This window comes from Streptomyces canus 299MFChir4.1 (genome assembly GCF_000383615.1).
In the GTDB taxonomy this organism is placed as follows: Bacteria; Actinomycetota; Actinomycetes; order Streptomycetales; family Streptomycetaceae; genus Streptomyces; species Streptomyces canus_C.
In genome coordinates this window covers 586,013-604,287 of sequence record NZ_KB911585.1, presented here as the reverse complement: position 1 = coordinate 604,287, position 18,275 = coordinate 586,013, and the positions used below count along the sequence as shown (strand labels likewise).

Below are 18,275 nucleotides of genomic sequence, written 5' to 3'. Positions count from 1 at the left end.
CGACTTCAGGCTCTAGAAGAAGCCGAGTTTCTTCGGGCTGTACGAAACAAGAAGGTTCTTCGTCTGCTGGTAGTGCTCAAGCATCATCTTGTGCGTCTCCCTCCCGATCCCCGACTGCTTGTACCCGCCGAACGCGGCGTGCGCCGGGTACGCGTGGTAGCAGTTGGTCCAGACGCGGCCCGCCTGGATCGCCCGGCCCGCCCGGTACGCCGTGTTCATGTCCCGGGTCCACACGCCCGCGCCGAGGCCGTACAGCGTGTCGTTGGCGATCTTCAGGGCGTCGTCGAAGTCGTCGAAGGACGTCACCGAGACGACGGGCCCGAAGATCTCCTCCTGGAAGATCCGCATACGGTTGTCGCCCTCGAAGATCGTCGGCTGGACGTAGTAGCCGCCCTTCAACTCGCCGTCGCAATCGATGCGTTCGCCGCCGGTCAAGACCTTCGCGCCCTCCTGACGGCCGACGTCCAGGTAGGAGAGGATCTTCTCCAGCTGGTCGTTGGAGGCCTGGGCGCCGATCATCGTGTCGGTGTCCAGGGGATGGCCCGGCTTGATGAGCTCGGTGCGGGCGACGGCCGCCTGGAGGAACTCGGCGTAGTTGCCGCGCTGGATCAGGGCCCGGGACGGGCAGGTGCAGACCTCGCCCTGGTTGAGGGCGAACATCGTGAACCCTTCGAGCGCCTTGTCGCGGAAGTCGTCGTCCCGCGCCCAGACATCGTCGAAGAAGATGTTCGGCGACTTGCCGCCCAGTTCGAGGGTGACCGGCTTGATGTTCTCCGAGGCGTACTGCATGATCAGCCGCCCCGTGGTGGTCTCGCCGGTGAACGCCACCTTGGCCACCCGCGGGCTGGACGCGAGCGGCTTTCCGGCCTCCACCCCGAAGCCGTTGACGATGTTCACCACGCCCGGCGGCAGCAGATCCGCGATCAGGCTCATCCAGTAGTGGAGGGAGGCCGGGGTCTGCTCGGCGGGCTTGATGACGACCGCGTTGCCCGCCGCGAGGGCCGGGGCCAGCTTCCACACCGCCATCAGGATCGGGAAGTTCCACGGGATGATCTGCGCGACGACACCGAGCGGCTCGTGGAAGTGGTACGCCACCGTGTCGTCGTCGAGCTCGCCGAGCGAACCCTCCTGCGCGCGGATCGCCCCCGCGAAGTACCGGAAGTGGTCGATGGCCAGGGGGATGTCGGCCGCCAGCGTCTCGCGCACCGGTTTGCCGTTCTCCCAGCTCTCCGCGACGGCCAGCTGCTCCAGGTTCGCCTCCATGCGGTCGGCGATCTTCAGCAGGATGTCGGACCGCTCGGTCACGGAGGTCCGGCCCCAGCCCGGGGCGGCGGCGTGCGCGGCGTCCAGCGCCCGCTCCACGTCCTCCGCGGTGCCCCGTGCGACCTCGGTGAAGGGCTGCCCGTTCACCGGGGACGGGTTCTCGAAGTACTGGCCGCGCGCCGGCGGCACGTACTCGCCGCCGATGAAGTGGTCGTAGCGCGCCTGGTAGGAGACGATCGCGCCCTCGGTGCCGGGTGCCGCGTAACGGGTCATGCTGGCCAGCCTCCTTCAGCAGCGCCGCCCGCCGTTGGGCGGCTCTGCGCGTGAGGCTAGGAGCGCGGACGTTGCAACCACGTTGCCGTCGGCGCGGTCAGCTCCGACTCCAGCGCGGCCAGCCTTGCCCGGACGCTCGCCGTGGGCCGTACGGCCGCGAGCGCCCGCCACACCTCGACGTCGTCCTCGCCCCACGGAGCGTGTGCCCAGTCCGCCAGCAGGTCGGGATCCCGGCGGGCGATCAACGCCGTCCGCAGCCCGTCCGCGACCCGGCGTCTGAGCCGCGCCACCGCTGGAGCCTGCGAGGCCGGCAGCAGCGGGCCGGCGTACCCCGTGGCCGCCGCCGCGACCGCCCCGCTCTCCAGCCGCCGCTCGACGACCGCCACGTCCGACTCGACCGGCACGGTCAGCCGGTACGGCCGCGACGCCAGCAGCCCCGGTCCCAGAACCCGGCGCAGCCGCGCCAGTTCGGCCCGCAGCGTCACCGGCGTCACCGACTCGTCCTCGTACAGCGCGCACGACAGCTCGTCCCCGGTCAGACCCTCCGGATGCCGGGACAGCAGCACCAGGATCTCGCTGTGCCGGCGGCTGAGCCTGACCCTGCGGCCGCCGGCGACCAGCAGTGCCTCGTCCCGGCCCAGTGCGCTCAGCTCAGGTCTGTCGGTGGCCGGCTGGTGGGGGAGAAGCAGCGCCAGCTGGGACTCGGCGGCCCGCGCGACCGCCTGGACGAAGCCCAGGCTGTGCGGATGCGCGAGCCCGTCCCCGCCGGTGATGTCCACGGCGCCCAGCACCCGCCCGGTCCGCGGATCGTGCACCGGTGCCGCCGCGCAGGTCCACGGCTGCACCCGGCGGATGAAGTGCTCGGCCGCGAAGACCTGCACCGGACGGTCCACCGCGACCGCCGTACCCGGGGCGTTCGTCCCGACGGCGGCCTCCGCCCACCGCGCACCCGGCACGAAGTTCATCCACTCGGCCTGCCGTCGGGTCCTCGCGTGGCCCTCGACCCACAGCAGCCTGCCGTGTTCGTCGCACACCGCGAGCAGATGCTCCCCGTCGGAGGCGAAGGTGCCCATCAGCTCGCGGAACAGCGGCATGACCCGCGCCAGCGGATGCTCGGCCCGATACGCGCCGAGGTCACCGTCGCTGAGTTCGACGTCCGCCGTCCCGTCGGGCCCGACACCGGCCCGCGCGGAACGCCGCCACGAGTCGGCCACCACCGGGCGCACCGCCCGCTGCACCGTGCCCGCCTCGGTGAACGTCTCATGCGCCCGCCGCAGCAGCCTGACCTGCTCGGCAAGGTCGGCCCCCGGCTCCAGGGCCACCCATGGATCGGTCAACTCGGCCTCCCCGGAACGCGATGCGGCTGGGAACATCGTCACTCCCGGTGCGCGCGCAAACAACCTCTTCGACCGGCGTCACCAGAACGATGCGCGGCTCACACGGCCTGGACCAAGCGCAGGTAGCGGTCCCAGTCCCAGTAGGGGCCCGGGTCCGTGTGGTCCGCGCCCGGCACCTCGTAGTGCCCGATGATGTGCGCGCGGTCCCTGGGGATGCCGTATCTCCCGCAGATCCCCGCCGCCAGCTTCGCGGACTCCTGGTAGAGGGCTTCGGTGAAGTAGGCCGGCTTGTCCACCCAGCCCTCGTGCTCGATGCCGACGCTGCGGGTGTTGTAGTCCCAGTTCCCGGCATGCCAGGCGACGTCCGCCTCCCGCACGCACTGCGCGATGTGACCGTCGGCCGATCGCACGACGTAATGGGCGGACACCGCCTTCGCCGGGTTGCGGAAGATGTCCAGGGCGTCGGTGTAGGTGGTCTGGGTGACGTGGACGACCACCCGGTCCACCCGGTAGGACCAGGGGCGGTCCGATGCCGTGAAGTTGGACGGCGTGGCCGGCTGCCATTCGGCGAGCGGGTGGTCGACGGGCTGCGGGGCCGCCCCGGCGCGGGTCTCGGGAAGCAGTGCGTACGGTACGGCGGCCAGTACGGCCCCCTTCAGCAGCCGCCGTCTGTCGAGCAGCGGCATGGTGCGTTCCATGGATCAAGTGCCCTTCGTCTCAGCGGTGTCAGCCACGCGGGACCACCGCGGTCTCACGGCGCCGGTCGTGCGCTCCGCGGTGAGTCTCGCGCGCCGACAGCCGTTCCTCACGGATCTTTGCCACGCAGGTGTGGCTGGTGTCGCGGACGACCAGGACCTCGCGAAGTCCGATCGTTCACGGCATCTGCGTGCCTCGCGTGAATGACGGTACGGCGGCGGCCGGTTGGGAAGAGGGACGCTCGGTGTTCCGGTGGACAACGTGGGAAATGTGGACAACCGGCTCACTCGATCGGGTGAGCTGACGGGCACTCAGGCCCGTTCGCCCACAACCGCCGGGTCGTCCAGTACGGCCCGCACCACCGAGTGGGCCGCCCCCAGCAGCGGTCCCTGCGAACCCAGGCCGGACACGGACACCGGGCAGGCCGGACCCGCCGTGCGCCGGGCCAGCTCGTCCCGCAGGGAGGGCAGCAGCCAGGGCGCGAGCCCGGCCAGCGCACCGCCGAGCACCACGGCTTCGGGGTCCAGCAGATTGACCGCCCCGGTCAGCGCGATGCCGAGTGCCTGTCCGGCCTCGCGCAGGGCGCCCCGTACGGCCTCGTCGCCGTCCGCCGCGTGCTGCGCGAGCAGTCCGACCCGGTCCTCGCCCGGCTCCAGGCCGGCCGCCCGCAGCACCGCCTCCTCCCCGGCGTACTGCTCCAGGCAGCCGCGCCCGCCGCAGGGGCACCGGGGCCCGTCGGGGCGGACCGGCACATGGCCGAGCTCACCCGCGAAACCTCGGGTGCCGCGCAGCAGTTGCCCGTCCACGACCAGTGCCGCGCCGATGCCGATCTCCGCCGAGACGTGCAGGAAGTCATGGGGGGTGCCGTCGCCGAGCCAGAGTTCGGCCAGCGCGCCGAAGTTGGCCTCGTTGCCCACGGTCAGCGGGAGGTCTTCGGGCAGCAGGGTGCCCAGGTCCGTGTCGTGCCAGTCGAGGTTCGGGGCGCGGACGACGGTCCGGGCGTCACGCGCCACCAGACCGGGCACCGCCACCGCGAGACCGGCGGGCCACAGGCCCTCGCTCTCCGCCTCCGCCACCACTCGGCGCACCAGCGAGGTGAGTTCGGCGATCACCGGCTCGGGGGCGCGGCCCCGGTTCGCGCCGTGCCGCACCGAGCGCGTGCGCACCTGCCCCCGCAGATCCACCGCACAGACCGCGAGGTGGTCCACGCCGACCTCGGCGCCTATTCCGGCGGGCCCGCGCCCGCTCACGGCGAGCGCGGAACCCGGCCTGCCCACCCGGCCGGGACGCTCGGGGCCGAGCTCCTCCAGGAGCCCCGAGCGGATGAGTTCGTCGACGAGGGTCGACACCGCGGCCCGGGTCAGGCCGATGCGCGAGGCGACCGCGGCACGCGACAGCGGTCCCTCGGCACTCACGGTGTGCATCACACGGGCCAGGTTGCGGCGGCGCATGCCCTGCTGGGTGTCGGGCAGGCCGCGCCCGGGGCCCGCCGGGTGGGCGTCGCGCAGCGGTGCGGTCATGCCTCCCTCACTTCTCAGAGGTCCCCCGCTCCAGCAGCGGCGCCGCGTCGGAGAGTACCCCGGCGATCCTGGCCAGCGTCTCGTCGTCCCGCTCGACGGCCTCCAGCACCGGCCCGGCGGCCGTGTTCCAGCGCCGGGCGACCGCGCCCGGGTCCTCGCCGGTCAGCAGTCCCGCGGCCTGCGCGGCGGCGCCGAGGGCGACCAGTTCCTTGGCCTCGGGAACCTGGACAGGCCGTCCGGAGAGCCGTCGTACGGTCTGCTGCCAGGCGGTGCCCTGGGCGCCGCCGCCGATCAGCAGCAGCGGTGTCGAACGGTCCGCGTCCTCGTCGAGCACCAGGTCCAGCGCCCCGAGCAGTGCCTGTACGGCGCCGTCGTAGGCCGCCTGGAGGAGCTGGCCGCCGGTGGTGTCGTGGCGCAGGCCGTGCAGCAGCCCTGAGGCGTTCGGCAGGTTCGGGGTGCGCTCGCCGTCGAGGTACGGCAGCAGGGTGACCCCCGAGACCGGCTCCACGGCCTCGCGGTCCAGGCCCAGCAGGGCGGCGACGCGGTCGACGGCCAGCGTGCAGTTCAGGGTGCAGGCCAGCGGCAGCCAGTCGCCGTGGGCGTCGGCGAAGCCCGCCACGGTGCCGGTCGGGTCGGTGGGGCGCCGCTTCGACACCGCGTACACCGTGCCGGACGTGCCGAGGCTCATCACCGGCGTCCCGGGGCGCAGGCCGAGGCCCAGCGCGGCGGCCGCGTTGTCACCGGTGCCGGGGGCGACCAGGGTGCCCTTGGAGAACGGCAGGTCGTGGCCGTCGCGGACGGTTCCGGCCACCTCGCCGGGCCGGACCACGCGGGGGAGCAGGGCGGGGTCGAGGCCCACGTGCGCCAGGATCTCGCTGTCGTACGACTCCGTGGCGGACGCCCACCAGCCGGTGCCGGAGACGTCGCCGCGGTCGGTCGTGCCCTCCCCGGTGAGCCGCTCGGTGAGGTAGTCGTGGGGCAGGCGGACGGCCTTAGTGGCGCGCAGGGCCTCGGGCTCGTGCTCGGCGAGCCAGGCCCACTTCGTGACCGTGAAGGAGGCCCCCGGCACGCTTCCGGTCCGCTCCGCCCACGCCTTCGGGCCGCCCAGCTCCTCGATCAGGCGCCTGGCCTGCGGCGCCGAGCGGACGTCGTTCCAGAGCAGGGCCGGACGCGCCGGCTCGCCTCGCGCGTCCAGCGTGACCAGTCCGTGCTGCTGGCCGCCGATCGACACCGCGGCGGCCTCGCGCGCGGCGTCTCCGCACTGGCGCAGGGCTTCGGACAGGGCGTCCCACCACTGGCGCGGGTCGCTCTCCCGGCCGGCTCCGGAGGACACGGTGTGCGGTGCCTGGCCGCGCGCGACGACCTGGCCGGTGGCCGCGTCGACCACCAGGGCCTTGGTGGACTGGGTGGACGTGTCCACGCCGACGACGAGCGGACCCTCGGCTGCTGACATCGGGCTCTCCCTTTTTGCGCGGCTCATGATCTTGATGCGGCTGGTGTCTCTCCCTGAAGACACCTTGTCTCTTCCCGGAGACGTGTGTGCATACTAATTTGTAAACCGCCATGACGAAATAGTCCGGAGCAGCAAGGAGCCGCGTCATGAACTACCAGCCCACCCCCGAGGACAGGTTCACCTTCGGCCTTTGGACCGTCGGCTGGCAGGGAAGGGACCCGTTCGGCGACGCCACCCGCCGTGCCCTCGACCCGGTCGAGACGGTGCAGCGCCTGGCCGAGCTCGGCGCCCACGGCGTGACCTTCCACGACGACGACCTGATCCCCTTCGGGTCCTCGGACAGCGAGCGCGAGAGCCACATCAAGCGCTTCCGTGAGGCCCTGGACGCGACCGGCATGAAGGTGCCGATGGCGACCACCAACCTCTTCACGCACCCCGTCTTCAAGGACGGCGCGTTCACCGCCAACGACCGGGACGTGCGCCGTTACGCGCTGCGCAAGACGATCCGCAACATCGACCTGGCGGTCGAGCTCGGCGCCGAGACCTACGTCGCCTGGGGTGGCCGCGAGGGCGCCGAATCCGGCGGGGCCAAGGACGTGCGCGTCGCCCTGGACCGCATGAAGGAGGCCTTCGACCTCCTCGGCGAGTACGTCACCGAGCAGGGCTACGACCTGCGCTTCGCCATCGAGCCCAAGCCGAACGAGCCGCGCGGCGACATCCTCCTGCCCACCGTCGGCCACGCGCTCGCGTTCATCGAGCGTCTGGAGCGCCCCGAGCTGTACGGCGTGAACCCCGAGGTCGGCCACGAGCAGATGGCCGGGCTGAACTTCCCGCACGGCATCGCGCAGGCCCTGTGGGCGGGCAAGCTCTTCCACATCGACCTCAACGGCCAGTCCGGCATCAAGTACGACCAGGACCTCCGCTTCGGCGCGGGTGACCTGCGTGCCGCCTTCTGGCTCGTCGATCTCCTGGAGAGCGCCGGTTACGCCGGTCCCAAGCACTTCGACTTCAAGCCGCCGCGGACCGAGGACCTCGACGGTGTGTGGGCGTCGGCCGCGGGCTGCATGCGCAACTACCTCATCCTCAAGGAGCGTGCGGCCGCCTTCCGCGGCGACCCGCAGGTCCAGGAGGCGTTGCGCGCCTCGCGTCTGGACGAGCTGGCGCAGCAGACGGCCGGGGACGGCCTCAAGTCGCTCCTCGCGGACCGCAGTGCCTTCGAGGACTTCGACGTGGAGGCGGCCGCGGCCCGCGGCATGGCCTTCGAGCAGCTCGACCAGCTCGCCATGGACCACCTGCTGGGTGCGCGCGGCTGAACGAAACCCACGCGCGTGTGCCGTCGGCCGTGAGTGGCCTTCGCCGACGGCACGCGCGCGTGCGGACGCGCCCCGACCCCCGCGTGGAATGTTCCGGAATCATTCGATCCACGGCATGAGCCGGTATCAACCTCCGCGCGGGGGTCGCCCCATGACCGGTTCGAGGCGACTCTGGACGGTATGGCCATGCCGCCGGTACCGCCCCAGCCGCCCGGACCGCCGGGTGACACACCGCCTCCGGGCGGTGGCTTCGGACCACCTCCTGACGACTTCGGGCGCAACGGCCCGAACCAGTACGGCGGTATGCCGTCGACCCAGCCGATGGCTCCCGTCGGCGGCCCCGGCCCGAGCGGTCCGAGAAGGCGCCGCAGCCCGCTGTTCGCCCTGCTCGCCGTGATCGCGGCCGCCGTGGCCGTCGCCCTCGTCGTGGTCTTCATGGCCTCGGGGAACGACGACTCGCCGGACACGAGCCCGGCGTCCACGCGGACCGGTGAAAGCGGTTCGCCCAAGCCGTCGTTCAGCCTGCCCACGCAGCTGCCCACCGAGTTGCCGAGCAAGCTCCCGTCGCAGTTTCCGAGCGACATCCCCAGCGAGTTCCCGAGCGACCTGGAATCGCTGCTGCCGTCCGTGTTCGGGTGAGTCGGAGGCGGCGCGGCAGCCGGACGTACGTCACCGTCGTCCCGCCCCGCCCCGCCCCCGTTCAGGCCGGGGAGCTGCGCGGCGCCCGGTGTGGCCCCAAGCCCTGAAGGACCTCGCCGAGTTCGTCCGCGGTGAGCGCCGGGGAGGGCAGGGGCGCGACGGCCGGCGAGGCGCGCAGGCCGTCGAGGAGCAGGGCGAGGGGGCGGCGCCAGGCTTCGGGACCGGCGGCCGTGGCGAGGGAGGGCACGGCCCGGCCGAGCGCGGCCAGCGCGAACAGGACGTCCTCGGTCGTGGCGTCCGCGCGGATGGTTCCCTCTTCGCGGCCCCGGCGCAGCAGCAGGTCCATCGTCGCCCGGTTGTGGGCGTGCACGGCCTGCAAGGACTCGATGCCCTCGAGGTGGGTGGTCATCAGGTCGTTCGTGCCGCGATCGGTGGCCAGTACGGCGAACACGGCCTGCAGGTAGCCGACGAGGCCCTCCCAGGCGTCCGTGGCGGCCCGGGCCCGCTCGCCGGCGGTCATGGTGCCTGTCAGCGGGTCCCGGAAGACGGCGTCGACGAGTGCGGCGCGACTCGGGAAGTGCCGGTAGAGCGTGGCGTTCCCGACCCCCGCCCGCCGCGCGATCACGTCCAGAGGCGCCTCCAACCCCTGCTCCGTGAACACCTCGTGAGCGGCCTCGACCAACAACTCCCGGTTGCGTCGCGCATCGCGGCGCCGTACCGGCACCGTCACGTCGTCCGTCATGATCGCCCCTTCGCACTACCGGGGAGTGCTCCCCGGTAGTGATGCTATCGTCGGCGGAGTAAATGGGGACTACTCCCCATTTCGATGGGAGGGGATGAGACATGGGCAGTACGGCACTCGTCCTCGGCGGGGGCGGCCCCGTCGGCGGAGCCTGGATGACAGGAGTGCTCGCGGGCCTGTCCGAGGCCGGCGTCGACCTGACCCGCGCGGACGTAGTCATCGGCACCTCGGCCGGCGCGATCTTCGGTTCGCGTCTCCTCGCCGGCGAGCCCGCTCGCGAGCTGTACGAACGGCAACTGGCCGGCGCCGACGGGGTGAACCTTCGCGTCACCCTCCGCCAGACACTCCGCTTCCTGTGGGCCGCGCTGGGCTCCCGCGACCCCCAGCGCTCCGTACAGCGCCTGGGACGAACGGCGTTGAAGGCACGTACGGGCCCCGAGTCCGAGGTGTTCGACGCGCTGCGCCCCCTGCTGCACGACGTGGCGGACTGGCCCGGCCCCGCGCTGCGGATCGCGGCTGTCGACGCCCTGTCCGGACGCCTGGCGGCCTTCGACGCCGACTCGGGCGTGACCCTCCTCGAAGCGGTCGCCGCAAGCAGCGCGGTTCCCGTGATCTGGCCTCCCGTCACTGTGGCCGGGCGCCGCTGGATGGACGGAGGCAGCCGTGCCACAGCCAACATCCACCTCGCGCGCGGCCATCACCACGTCCTGGCCGTCGCCCCGATCCCCGCCGCCGTGGGGCCCCATCCCAGCGCCGGACAACAAGCGGCGGCCCTTGCCGCCGACGGCGCCCACGTCACTCTCGTGACCCCGGACCGCACCGCACGCCGCGCCATGGGCCGCGACATGACCTCCGTCGCACGCCTTCCCGCGGCCGCCCGGGCCGGCCACGCCCAGGCCACGGCACTCGCGGCCTCGGTGGACGCGGTCTGGCGCGCCGAGCGATAGAGGCCCGCCCGGAAAGCGCCGAACCTGATGACCGCGACCGCAAGGGAGCACCATGCCCGCGCCCACGCCTGAGGAGCCGGCCCCGGACGGCCATGCACCGGCCTCGGACCCGTACCCGCTCTACGCCGCGCCGCGGGCCAAGGGACCCCGTGCACCGCGTCCTCGTCCCCGGAAGCGGTGAGAGCTGGCTCGTCGTCGCCCATGACGCGGCGCGAGCGGCGCTGACCGATCCCCGTCTGCGCAACGACATCCGGCATTCCTCGTCCTGGCGGAGCGACGGCGGACACGCGGTCGGCCGCAACATGCTCCAGCGGCAGCGCGTACCGGGCGACCAGATCGGCCGTTCCCCGCTCCGGCAGCGCGGCGAGGAGTTCGAGCGCGATGGCTTCGATCCTCGGGCGCAGCGCGGCGACGCTCCCGGCCGTGAAGTGGGCCGCCACCAAGCGGCGCAGCCGGGTGTGCTGCGGAGGATCGGTCGGCCCGTCGCGGTGATCTGCGGCCTGCTGGGCGTGCCCGCGGCCGACCACGCGGTGTTCCACGCCTGGTCCGACGAACTGGTCAGGTCGACATCGCCCGATGCGGCAACCACCGCCGGAGCCGCACTGACCGTGTACCTCACCGATCTGATCGCCCGGGGACGCGAAGGGCGGGCGTCAGGTCTGCTCGGTGACTTCGCGGCAGCCTCCGACCTCACTCCGAGGAGATCCTCGGCATGGCCTTCCTGATCCTTGTCGCGGGTCACGAGACGACCGTCGACCTGATCTCCGGAACCGTCCACGCGCTGTTGACCTACCCGGACCAACTCGCCCTGCTCCGCGCCGAACCGGGTCTGACCGGACCGGCCGTCGGAGTCCCTGCGCTGCAACTCACCCGTCCACGCGCCGCGAGCGAGATCAGCACGGAGTCCCCCGCCTCGATCCGGGTGCCGTCGATGTCGAGCGGCTCGGCCGCGAAGCGGAACGCCGTGGGAGCGGTCGGGGTCGGGCAGCGGATCGCGGGAGGCGTCGGGCACGGCCCGCACCATTGCCTGGGCACCCCGCTGGCCCGTGCGGAGGCGACCGTCGCCGTGAGTCTGCTGCTGCGCCATCGGCCCGCGCTCGCCTTCGCGTCCGACCCGGGCAGCTTGGCCTGGCGCAGCAGCACCCTCCTGAGGGGCCTGGCCGAACTACCGCTGCGGTTCGGCTGAGACGAACTCCGCCGGAGCCGGAGCCGGAGCCGGAGCCGGAGCCGGAGCCGGAGCCGGAGCCAGAGCCGTCGCCGGATCCAGGGCCGCGGGGCCCGCAAGCGTCCAGCGCCCCCCTTCCTCCCGGTACGGCCACCACCGCCCGTCCCGGCCCAGGCGCACCTGGGTCGGCGCACCGACGACCGTCCACCGGTTGCCGTCCGCCGTGAGCGACGGCCGTTCGTCCTCGTCCCAGGCCGAGTCCAGAGCGGCACGCGCGCGTGCGAGTGCGCCGCCCGAAGGCTCCCATTTTTCCTCCAGTACGGACAGCGCGTCCGCGCCACCGAGCTCCCACGCGCGCGTGGCGTCCGCCAGCGACCGCGGGTCACGTCCCGAGCCGTCGGCGAGCCGTTCCGTCAGTGCCTGGTCGGGCGCGGCGACGGCGAGTCGTACGGCGTCCTGGGCGGTCGTCAATTCTGATACGGGAGGAGGCGGTTCGGAGAACGGTTCGCGCAGTGCCGACGCGAGCAGCCGATGTGCCTCCACAGTGGTCCGGGCGGCCAGATGACGAACGGCGACCGGGTCGACTCCCGGACCCGGCGGGGCCTCGGTGTCCAACGAGGGCGGCAGGCCGGGCTCCTCGGGCAGTTCCGGCGGCGCGGGCAGGGGCGGCAGGATGTCGCCGGCCGCGTACGCCTCGCCGGCATCCACACCCTCCGGTTCCGGAGCTTCCTCCGCGGGCGATGCACCGCGCGCCTGTATGTCTTCCAGGAGGGCGTGTTCGCCCCGGCCGCGCATCAGCAGCAGCACGAAGGGGTCCTGGTCCAGCAGGCGGGCCACCTGATAGCAGAGGGCCGCCGTGTGCCCGCAGTGGTCCCAGGCGCCGCAGTCGCACTCCGGTTCCAGGTCGCCCAGCCCCGGCAGGAGTTCGATCCCGGCGGACGCCGCGTCCTCCACCAGATGCGGTGGCATCTCGCGGTCCAGCAGCGCCGCGAGATGCCCAGCGCGTTCGACGGCCATGTCGAGAAGGCGGTCCCACTGCTCGGCCGGCAGTTCGGCCAGCAGGACGTCGGCGCGGTGCGTGGTGCGGTCACGGTCCTGCACGACGGCCGTGATGCGCCCGGGACGTACCGAGACCGCGCCCACCGCACCCGCGCGGGCGAGTCCGCGGCCCGTCTTCACCTGCCCCGTGTCCAGCGCGGCGTCCTCCAGCGCCCGCAACCAGGCCCGGCCCCACCACGTCTGCGCGAAACCCCGCCCCTGCGCGGGAGGCAGCGCCGCGAACGTGCGCTCCCTGTCATCCTCATGCCCGGTCATCGTGCGCCCCCTCGCAGTTCCACCAGATCGGCCAGCTCCGCGTCCGTCAGCTCCGTCAGCGCCACCTCGCCGGCACCGAGCACCGCGTCGGCCAACTCCCGCTTGCGGCGCAGCATGTCGGCGATACGGTCCTCGACCGTCCCCTCGGCGATCAGCCGGTGCACCTGCACGGGGCGCGTCTGTCCGATGCGGTACGCGCGGTCGGTGGCCTGCGCCTCCACGGCCGGGTTCCACCAGCGGTCGTAGTGCACGACGTGCTCGGCCCGGGTGAGGTTCAGGCCGGTGCCCGCCGCCTTCAACGACAGCAGGAACACGGGCACCTCACCCTCCTGGAAGCTGCGCACCATCGCCTCACGCCGGACGACCGGCGTCCCGCCGTGCAGGAACTGCGACGGCAGCCCGCGCGCCGCGAGATGCCGCTCGAGCAGACGGGCCATGCGCACGTACTGCGTGAACACCAGGACGCTCGCCCCTTCGGCGACGATGGTGTCGAGGAGCTCGTCCAGCAGTTCCAGCTTGCCGGAACGGCCGACGACGACCGGTTCCTCCTCCTTGAGGAACTGCGCCGGGTGGTTGCAGATCTGCTTCAGCCCGGTCAGCAGCTTCACGATCAGCCCGCGCCGCGCCATGCTGTCCGCGCCGGAGATCTCCGCCAGGGTCTCGCGCACCACGGCCTCGTACAGGCCGGTCTGTTCCGGGGTCAGCGACACGGCACGGTCGGTCTCGGTCTTCGGTGGCAGCTCGGGGGCGATCCCGGGATCCGACTTGCGGCGCCGCAGCAGGAAGGGGCGCACCAGCCGGGCCAGACGCTCCGCGGCGGCCGGGTCCTGACCGCTCTCGACGGCCTGGGCGTAACGGGCCCGGAAGGTGCCGAGCCGGCCCAGCAGCCCGGGAGTCGTCCAGTCGAGGATCGCCCACAGCTCCGACAGGTTGTTCTCCACCGGGGTTCCGGTGAGCGCCACGCGTGCGCGTGCCCCGATGGAGCGCAGCTCCCGGGCGGTCGCCGAGTACGGGTTCTTCACGTGCTGCGCCTCGTCGGCCACGACCATGCCCCACCCGGCTTCGGCGAGCCGGGGCGCGTCCAGGCGCATGGTGCCGTAGGTGGTGAGCACGAACTCCCCGTCGGCCAGGCCGTCGAGCTCGCGTTGCGGACCGTGGAAGCGGCGCACGGGCGTACCCGGTGCGAACTTCTCGATCTCGCGCTGCCAGTTGCCCATCAGGGATGTCGGGCACACCACGAGGGTGGGGCCGGCGCTCGCCGGGTCGGTCTGCCGGTGCAGATGCAGCGCGATCAACGTGATCGTCTTGCCGAGTCCCATGTCGTCGGCCAGGCAGCAGCCGAGGCCCGAGGACGTCATGCGGGCCAGCCAGTTCAGGCCCCGGCGCTGGTAGTCCCGCAGGGGCGCGGCGAGCGCGGCGGGCTGCGGGACCGGCTCCTGGCCCTCCGGGTCCGCCAGCCGGTCCCGCAGGGCCGCCAGCCACCCGGTGGGCTGCACATCGACCGGATGCCCCTCGACCTCGGCGGAGCCCGTCAGAGCGGCCCTCAGGGCGTCGACGGGCGTCACCTTGTGGTCCTGCCGGGCGCGGGCCCGGCGCACCTCGCGCGGGTCGACCAGCACCCACTGGTCGCGCAGCCGCACCACAGGCCGGTTGGCCTCGGCGAGCCGGTCCAGCTCCTCGCGCGTCAGCTGCTGGTCGCCCAGTGCGAACCACCAGTCGAACGCGAGCAGGGCGTCGGCGGACAGGAACGACGGAGTGTCCGCCGACGCCCCGCCGTGGTCGTCCGGCGGACCGACCGTCGCGCGCGTGGTGAGCTTTCTGGCCATGTCCTTCGGCCAGTGCACCTCGACGCCCACGTCCGACAGGGCGTGTGCGCCCGTGCCGAGCAGATCGGTGATCTCCTCGTCGGCGAGTTCGACCGCGTCCGGGACGGCCGCCGAGAGCAGCGGGGCGAGCGGGGGCCACGCGCGCGCGGCCCTGCGGAGCGCGAGCAGGCAGTCCATCCGCGCGTGGGCGCCGAAGGCACTGGCGCCGCCCCATACGTCGGCGGCGTCCGCCACGATCGTCGGATCGCTCACGCTGTGCACCTGGAGGACGGCCCGGAAGGCGGGCGCCTCACCACCGGTCAGGCCGCTCACCTCGATCCGCAACGAGATCCGTACGCCCGCGTCGTGGCCCGCGGCGACATCCGCCGCCCACGCCCGCTGCTCGGGCACGTGCCGCGGTTCCTGGGCGGCGTAGACGGGTCCGCCCGTCACGAGGGGCGCCGCGGGAGAACGGGGCAGGGCGTCGGCGACCGCGTCCAGGAAGGCGCGCAGCAGCTGTTCGGGCTCGGGCAGCCGCAGCGGCTCGGCGGTACTCAGCGGTACGGCGTGCGCCTCGGGCGGCATGGCGGCGGCCAGCCTGCGGACCCGCTCGACGTCCGCGGGGCCCAGGGGTCCCACCCGCCAGGCGTCCTGGTCGGTGGCGGACAGACCGGGCAGCAGCAGCCCGCGCGCCACGCACTGCAGTGCCAGCACGGCCGCGGCGCCCCAGAAGACGGTGGCCCGGTGCCCGTGCGTGGAGGTACGCGCACGCGTGAGGACCGGCAGGGCGACGCGGACCGGGAGCAACACCACAGGCAGCCTGACCAGTTCCACAGCGTCGTCGCCGGGCGTCACGAGCGCGAGGTCCTCGACCGTTCCCGCCGCGACGGCGGGAGGAGGAGCGCCGTCGGGCTGCCAGAAGGCGACACGGCCGGTGCGGGCGGGGTCGCCGGGCACGAACACGGCGCGGCACGAGGCCAGTTCGGAGATCTCGGACGGTGATGCCGCGGGTACCCTCTGCACAGAGATCGCGGGACTCCTCAAACTTGACTACGTCGTCGGGGTGGTCGAGGGTACATCACCACTCGGGCCTTCGTGGCAGTGGCCCGAAACGCATGTCGCGCGGGGGGTGTTGGCAACCCCCCTGTCCGCCCGGTGCTGACCCCCGCACGCACACGGGGGGCCGCCACATGGTCGCGACAGGTCGTCGCTCCGTACGTTTCCTCAGGTCAGCACGTTTCCTGAGAGAGCCGGAGCCCGGACATGTCCCAGAGCACCGTCACCGTCGCACCCCGCCCGCGCGGTACGTCCGGTCCCTCGCCCGGTGGCAGCGAGTTCGCCCCCCTACTGCGCGCGGTGAAGGCCCGGGGCCTCCTGGACCGCCGTCACAGCTGGTACGCCCGCACCGTCGCCGTCAACGCGCTCGCCCTCGCCGGGATCGTCACGGCCGTCGCCCTGTCCGGCGACTCCTGGCGCACCCTGCTGCTGGCCCCGCTCCTGGCCGTGTTCTGCGCCCGCAGCGCCTTCATAGGGCACGACGCGGGCCATGCGCAGATCACCGGCGACAAAGCGACCGGCCGCGTCGTAGGCCTCGTCCACGGCAACCTGCTGCTCGGGATGAGCTACTCCTGGTGGAACCAGAAGCACAACCGTCACCACGCCAACCCCAACCACATCGACAAGGACCCCGACGTCGCCGCCGACGTCCTCGTCTTCACCGGCGAGCAGGCGGCCGGACGCACCGGCTTCAGGCGCTGGCTCACCCGCCACCAGGCCTGGCTGTTCTTCCCGCTCACCCTCCTCGAAGGCATCGCCCTGAAGATCCAGGGCTTCCGGGACCTGCGCCGACAGACACCCGGGGAGCGTGCCGTCGAGGGCGCCCTCCTGGTGAGCCACGTCGCCGCCTACGCCACGCTGCTGCTGACCACCATGTCCCCCGGTAAGGCACTCGCCTTCGCGGCCGTCCACCAGGCGCTGTTCGGCCTGCACCTCGGGATGGCCTTCGCCCCCAACCACAAGGGCATGGAGATGCCGGACCCGGACGGCGAGTCCTGGGGCCACCTGCGTCGGCAGGTGCTCACCTCCCGCAACATCCGCGGCGGCACCCTCACCGACTGGTTCCTCGGCGGGCTCAACTACCAGATCGAGCACCACCTCTTCCCCAGCATGCCCCGGCCCCATCTGCGCCTCGCGCAGCCCCTGGTGCGCGCGCACTGCCGGGATCTGGGTATCCCCTACACGGAGACAGGACTCGTCGACTCCTACCGACAGGCCCTGAGTCACATGCACGAGGTGGGCGAGCCGCTGCGGGCGGACCGCTAGGCGACGCGCATCCGGGGCGTCTCAGGGCAAGGTCTCAGGGATGTCTCAGGGGCGCGGTGCGGAACTGCGGGAAGCGCGGACCCGTTTCCTGGACAGAGAGCGGCAACCGCCGCGAAGGAGGCGACGTACATGTCGAAGAACGCGAAGATCGCCGCAGGGGGAGTGGCGGTCGGGCTGCTCCTGCTGTTCTGGCTGCCGTGGTGGGCCTCGTTCCTGATCATCGTGGGAGTCCCGGCCGCCGCGTACCTCACCCTGGACCCCGCACAGCGGCGTCGGCTGCGCCGCGTCACCCGCAAGGAGATCGGCCGCTGACACACCCGCACCGGCCGGGAGCACGACAAGACCCGGACGGTGCGGCGCGGCGGCTCAGCTGGGACGTACGGCCAGCTTGTCGAGCGCTTCCAGCAGTCCTGGCAGCTCGGGGCCCCGGCCCACCGGCAGGACCTCCCCGGGCTCGTCGTCGAGCAGCACGAACGCGATGTCGTCGGTCCTGGCGACCAGTGACCAGCCGGGACCGTCGGCGCGCAGCGTCCGTGCGTCGCCCGACGCGAAGGACGACCGGACGCGCCCCAGGGGCGGCGGCGAATCCACGTAGGCGCGGGCCTCCGCGAGGACACGCCGGACGCCGCTGTGGCCCTTGGGGCCTCCCTTCCCCGGCCCACCTGAGGCGGTGGGTCCCGCAGCCGTGTCGCCGGCTGAGCTGTCTGCCGCCTCCCCACCGCCCGGGGCCTTGTCCAGAGCCTTGTCCGGCGAAGCATCGCGGGCGGAGGCGTCCGCGTCCCTGGGCGCGCCGTCCGTGGTCAGGCCGTCGGTGGTCACGCCGTCCGCGGTCCTGCCGTCCACGGCCTTGTCACCCCTGTCGCCCCCCGCAGCCCCGCCGTTCGGTCTCAGGAAGTCCGTGTCATTGATCTGTTCCCGCCACATCGCCCACCGGAGCGCGATCTCGTCGGCGCCCAGACGCCGCTGGGCGGAACCCCACGTGGACGTGTCCGGCGGCGTCAGCGGCGGGCCGTCGGCGGCGTCCGGATCGGGATCGTGCGGCGCCGGCACCCCGGGCGCGGCGACGGCGACCGCGAGCGGCCAGCCCGGCAGGGCGGCCACGACCGTGCGCTCGTCGGGCGACAGGTCGTACTCCATGCCGCAGTCCCAGGACGCGATGGCGACGGCGACCAGCGAGACGTCGTCGATGACGACCGTCCACCGGGCGCCGCTGCCGTCCTGGCCGATCACCAGGCCGTAGCCGTCCGCCAGCGGTGCCAGACCGAGCGCTGCGCAGGCCTCCGGATAGTCGTCGCCCAGCACGCTCGGGAACTTCGCCGGCGTCAGCAGCACCGCCGTCAGCACATAGAGCGCGTCGTCCGCGGCGGCGACGGTGTCCTCGTCCGTCCCGGCCATCACAGCCTCCCCATCGGTTGGTCCAACGGCGCGCACCTTAGTGTGCGCGGAAGGCGCTTGTCACGACTCCCAAGAACACCCGGAGCTGCAG

General features: G+C 72.8%; 14 protein-coding genes and 1 pseudogene. 6 read left to right on the top strand and 9 right to left on the bottom strand.

What is annotated here, in order from left to right; genetic code table 11:
* Positions 1 to 12: 12 nt before the first annotated feature.
* The 5 genes from adh to xylB all read right to left on the bottom strand — a co-directional run bounded on the left by adh (position 13) and on the right by xylB (position 6,542).
* Positions 13 to 1,536 (bottom strand): aldehyde dehydrogenase, encoded by a 1,524-nt coding sequence (gene adh, locus H293_RS0113605; RefSeq protein ID WP_020118442.1) that lies wholly within the window; start codon positions 1,534 to 1,536, stop codon positions 13 to 15.
* A 56-nt stretch (positions 1,537 to 1,592) separates the two neighbouring features.
* Positions 1,593 to 2,873, bottom strand: coding sequence for a GAF domain-containing protein (locus tag H293_RS0113600; RefSeq protein WP_020118441.1), 1,281 nt, complete (start codon positions 2,871 to 2,873; stop codon positions 1,593 to 1,595).
* A gap of 98 nt (positions 2,874 to 2,971) precedes the next feature.
* Entirely contained in the window at positions 2,972 to 3,571 is a 600-nt protein-coding gene (locus H293_RS0113595) for an N-acetylmuramoyl-L-alanine amidase (protein WP_028807825.1), read from the bottom strand.
* 309 nt (positions 3,572 to 3,880) lie between these two features.
* Positions 3,881 to 5,089, bottom strand: a complete 1,209-nt coding sequence (locus tag H293_RS0113590) for an ROK family transcriptional regulator (protein WP_020118439.1) — start codon at positions 5,087 to 5,089, stop codon at positions 3,881 to 3,883.
* Between the two features lie 7 nt (positions 5,090 to 5,096).
* Positions 5,097 to 6,542: a xylulokinase gene (xylB, locus tag H293_RS0113585; RefSeq protein WP_020118438.1), complete on the bottom strand. Its 1,446-nt coding sequence runs from the start codon at positions 6,540 to 6,542 to the stop codon at positions 5,097 to 5,099.
* A gap of 146 nt (positions 6,543 to 6,688) precedes the next feature.
* Here xylB and xylA point away from each other — a divergent pair, with 146 nt between their 5' ends.
* Both xylA and H293_RS60080 read left to right on the top strand, forming a co-directional pair.
* Positions 6,689 to 7,855 carry a xylose isomerase gene (xylA, locus tag H293_RS0113580; protein ID WP_020118437.1) on the top strand — a complete coding sequence of 389 codons (1,167 nt, stop codon included), beginning with the start codon at positions 6,689 to 6,691 and terminating at the stop codon, positions 7,853 to 7,855.
* Between the two features lie 180 nt (positions 7,856 to 8,035).
* Positions 8,036 to 8,494: a hypothetical protein gene (locus tag H293_RS60080; protein ID WP_259294465.1), complete on the top strand. Its 459-nt coding sequence runs from the start codon at positions 8,036 to 8,038 to the stop codon at positions 8,492 to 8,494.
* A 61-nt stretch (positions 8,495 to 8,555) separates the two neighbouring features.
* On the opposite strand, the gene H293_RS0113570 is transcribed toward H293_RS60080, so the two are convergent.
* Entirely contained in the window at positions 8,556 to 9,236 is a 681-nt protein-coding gene (locus H293_RS0113570; RefSeq protein WP_020118435.1) for a TetR/AcrR family transcriptional regulator, read from the bottom strand.
* Positions 9,237 to 9,337: 101 nt separating this feature from the next.
* Between H293_RS0113570 and H293_RS0113565 the strand changes: the two genes are divergently transcribed.
* Positions 9,338 to 10,183: a patatin-like phospholipase family protein gene (locus H293_RS0113565; protein WP_020118434.1), complete on the top strand. Its 846-nt coding sequence runs from the start codon at positions 9,338 to 9,340 to the stop codon at positions 10,181 to 10,183.
* A 52-nt stretch (positions 10,184 to 10,235) separates the two neighbouring features.
* Positions 10,236 to 11,369, top strand: a pseudogene (locus tag H293_RS61640) (cytochrome P450 family protein).
* Here the strand turns inward: H293_RS61640 and H293_RS0113555 are convergent.
* Both H293_RS0113555 and H293_RS0113550 read right to left on the bottom strand, forming a co-directional pair.
* A complete protein-coding gene (locus H293_RS0113555) occupies positions 11,349 to 12,662 on the bottom strand; it encodes an SWF or SNF family helicase (RefSeq protein WP_020118432.1) in 1,314 nt (437 codons plus the stop codon). The pseudogene H293_RS61640 and the gene H293_RS0113555 sit on opposite strands and share 21 nt — an antisense overlap.
* Entirely contained in the window at positions 12,659 to 15,490 is a 2,832-nt protein-coding gene (locus H293_RS0113550) for a DEAD/DEAH box helicase (RefSeq protein ID WP_020118431.1), read from the bottom strand. The genes H293_RS0113555 and H293_RS0113550 overlap by 4 nt, the downstream gene beginning before the upstream one ends.
* Positions 15,491 to 15,730: 240 nt before the next feature.
* On the opposite strand from H293_RS0113550, the gene H293_RS0113545 reads away from it, so the two are divergent.
* Positions 15,731 to 16,789 carry an acyl-CoA desaturase gene (locus H293_RS0113545; protein WP_020118430.1) on the top strand — a complete coding sequence of 353 codons (1,059 nt, stop codon included), beginning with the start codon at positions 15,731 to 15,733 and terminating at the stop codon, positions 16,787 to 16,789.
* A 129-nt stretch (positions 16,790 to 16,918) separates the two neighbouring features.
* Positions 16,919 to 17,101 carry a hypothetical protein gene (locus H293_RS0113540; RefSeq protein WP_020118429.1) on the top strand — a complete coding sequence of 61 codons (183 nt, stop codon included), beginning with the start codon at positions 16,919 to 16,921 and terminating at the stop codon, positions 17,099 to 17,101.
* Positions 17,102 to 17,155: 54 nt separating this feature from the next.
* Here the strand turns inward: H293_RS0113540 and H293_RS0113535 are convergent, their stop codons facing one another.
* Positions 17,156 to 18,184, bottom strand: a complete 1,029-nt coding sequence (locus tag H293_RS0113535) for a hypothetical protein (protein WP_020118428.1) — start codon at positions 18,182 to 18,184, stop codon at positions 17,156 to 17,158.
* Between the last annotated feature and the right edge of the window lie 91 nt (positions 18,185 to 18,275).

What these genes read in the sequence shown, in the direction of transcription:
- adh (WP_020118442.1), bottom strand. Translation starts at nt 1,536, where the DNA reads ATGACCCGTTACGCGGCACCCGGCACCGAGGGCGCGATCGTCTCCTAC.
- H293_RS0113595 (WP_028807825.1), bottom strand. Translation starts at nt 3,571, where the DNA reads ATGGAACGCACCATGCCGCTGCTCGACAGACGGCGGCTGCTGAAGGGG.
- H293_RS0113590 (WP_020118439.1), bottom strand. Translation starts at nt 5,089, where the DNA reads ATGACCGCACCGCTGCGCGACGCCCACCCGGCGGGCCCCGGGCGCGGC.
- xylB (WP_020118438.1), bottom strand. Translation starts at nt 6,542, where the DNA reads ATGTCAGCAGCCGAGGGTCCGCTCGTCGTCGGCGTGGACACGTCCACC.
- xylA (WP_020118437.1), top strand. Translation starts at nt 6,689, where the DNA reads ATGAACTACCAGCCCACCCCCGAGGACAGGTTCACCTTCGGCCTTTGG.
- H293_RS60080 (WP_259294465.1), top strand. Translation starts at nt 8,036, where the DNA reads ATGGCCATGCCGCCGGTACCGCCCCAGCCGCCCGGACCGCCGGGTGAC.
- H293_RS0113570 (WP_020118435.1), bottom strand. Translation starts at nt 9,236, where the DNA reads ATGACGGACGACGTGACGGTGCCGGTACGGCGCCGCGATGCGCGACGC.
- H293_RS0113565 (WP_020118434.1), top strand. Translation starts at nt 9,338, where the DNA reads ATGGGCAGTACGGCACTCGTCCTCGGCGGGGGCGGCCCCGTCGGCGGA.
- H293_RS0113555 (WP_020118432.1), bottom strand. Translation starts at nt 12,662, where the DNA reads ATGACCGGGCATGAGGATGACAGGGAGCGCACGTTCGCGGCGCTGCCT.
- H293_RS0113545 (WP_020118430.1), top strand. Translation starts at nt 15,731, where the DNA reads ATGTCCCAGAGCACCGTCACCGTCGCACCCCGCCCGCGCGGTACGTCC.
- H293_RS0113540 (WP_020118429.1), top strand. Translation starts at nt 16,919, where the DNA reads ATGTCGAAGAACGCGAAGATCGCCGCAGGGGGAGTGGCGGTCGGGCTG.
- H293_RS0113535 (WP_020118428.1), bottom strand. Translation starts at nt 18,184, where the DNA reads ATGGCCGGGACGGACGAGGACACCGTCGCCGCCGCGGACGACGCGCTC.